This is a genomic window from Streptomyces sp. NPDC025784 (assembly GCF_055558435.1).
On record NZ_JBVHMN010000047.1, the window covers coordinates 1 to 1658 of the forward strand.

Genomic DNA, 1658 nt, shown 5'->3' on the forward strand with positions numbered 1-1658 from the left:
AGAAGCCGTATCTCAACCGAACGTGATCGTTTGATTTCTGCTGGTCAGGAATGGTTTCGCTCGGGTTGAGGGAGGCATGTCGACGTCTTGTGTCCGCTTCTTGGTCGAGGGGTGCGCGGTGGCGTCGGTGCTGGGAATGCTGGAGGAGCGGGAGTCGGCTGCCCGGGTGCGGGTGGAGGGTCTGCGGGAGGAAGTCGCGCGGCTGGCTGAGGTGTTGGAGGCCGCGGAGATCGAGCTGGACCGGCGGGTGATCGCGCGGGAGGAGCTCGCGGAGGCCCTGGCGGTCTCTGCGGCCGAGTCCACTGCCGCGACCGAGGCCGGGGCGGAGCGGGAAACCGTGTCCTCGCCCGTGCCGGGCTCGACGGTGCCGCCGTGGCGGGACGGGTTGCCGGTGACGGTTCTGGCGCCGGACTATCAGCGGCTTCTGGGTGTGCTGGAGGAGGGGCGGGTGGCGGCCAGAGGGCCGCTGAAGGCCAGGGAGATCGCGGTCGAGCTGGGCTTGGAGACGACACCGGCGAAGGTCGAGGGGCTGCGCTCGAAGGCCAGGCGCCTGGCGGAGCGCGGGTGGCTGGTGCAGGAGTCGTCGGGGACTTTCAGCGCCGGTCGGCGGCCTGTGCCCGTGCCAGACGTCGGCCCATCCGTGTGATCATCGACCACCGGATCATCGCCTCGCTGGTAGCGGGCAGGGTTTCGTAATCCCTCGCCAGGCGGCGGGAGTTCATCAGCCATGCGAAAGTGCGCTCTGCCACCCAGCGCCTGGGGAGGACCACGAATCCCTTCATGTCATCGGTGCGCTTGACGATCTGCAGGGTGAGGGCGAGTTTGTGCCGGCACCAGTCGACCAGGTCGCCGGTGTAGCCGCCGTCGGCCCAGACGAGAGTGATGTCACGGTGCAGGCGGCGCAACTGCTCCAGCAGGCCCGTGGCGGCGTCCCGGTCGCCGATGTTCGCGGCGGTGACGCAGGTGACCAGGAGCAGGCCAAGGCAGTCGGTCACGATATGCCGTTTGCGGCCCGGCACCTTCTTCCCGCCGTCGTAGCCGCGTGAGGCGGCCGGCACCGTCGCGGCGGCCCGCACCGACTGCGCGTCGATGATTGCGGCCGTGGGCTCGGCCTCGCGGCCCTCGCGTTCACGGACCTTTCCGCGCAACCGGTCGTGGAACTCGGTGATCAGCCCGTGCTTGCGCCAGCGGCGGAAGAAGGCATAGACCCGGCCCCAATCGGGGAAGTCCGCGGGCATCGCCCGCCACGAGATGCCGCCCGCGACCAGGTAGCGGATCGCGTCCAGCAGCTGGCGGTGGCAGTAGCCCTCGGGCTGCCCGCCCCGCCCCTGGAGCCAGGCCGGCACCGGCAGCAACGGCCGGATGGCCGCCCACTCCGCGTCCGTCATGTCCGACGGATACCGGCGCACTCGATCGGGATGATCGGCCGCATTCCCGTACACGTGCGCGAGGCAATCACACGATCGGGAACCCGAGTTGAGAACAGCGGGCATGAGCGCGTACAACTGCGACAACAGGGCCTCCTGGTACTGCTCGGTTCGGTTCGCACCTCCGAGCTACCAAGGGGCCCTGTCTTCATGCGTCGACCGCCAGAAGATCACCCCGGCGAGAAACCTGTTCGACTTGCACGTTCCGTGATCGGTTGAGACACGGCTTCT

General features: G+C 68.9%; 2 protein-coding genes. One reads left to right on the forward strand and one right to left on the reverse strand.

Going from position 1 to position 1658, the window contains the following annotated elements; genetic code table 11:
* Positions 1–76: 76 nt before the first annotated feature.
* Entirely contained in the window at positions 77–646 is a 570-nt protein-coding gene (locus ACZ4IF_RS44535; RefSeq protein ID WP_467575006.1) for a hypothetical protein, read from the forward strand.
* Here ACZ4IF_RS44535 and ACZ4IF_RS44540 read toward each other — a convergent pair.
* Positions 594–1388 carry an IS5 family transposase gene (locus tag ACZ4IF_RS44540; RefSeq protein WP_467575009.1) on the reverse strand — a complete coding sequence of 265 codons (795 nt, stop codon included), beginning with the start codon at positions 1386–1388 and terminating at the stop codon, positions 594–596. The genes ACZ4IF_RS44535 and ACZ4IF_RS44540 overlap by 53 nt on opposite strands.
* Positions 1389–1658: the final 270 nt, after the last annotated feature.

Bases quoted from the DNA above. Each gene is read 5' to 3' on its own strand.
- ACZ4IF_RS44535 (WP_467575006.1), top strand. From the start codon at position 77: ATGTCGACGTCTTGTGTCCGCTTCTTGGTCGAGGGGTGCGCGGTGGCG.
- ACZ4IF_RS44540 (WP_467575009.1), bottom strand. From the start codon at position 1,388: ATGACGGACGCGGAGTGGGCGGCCATCCGGCCGTTGCTGCCGGTGCCG.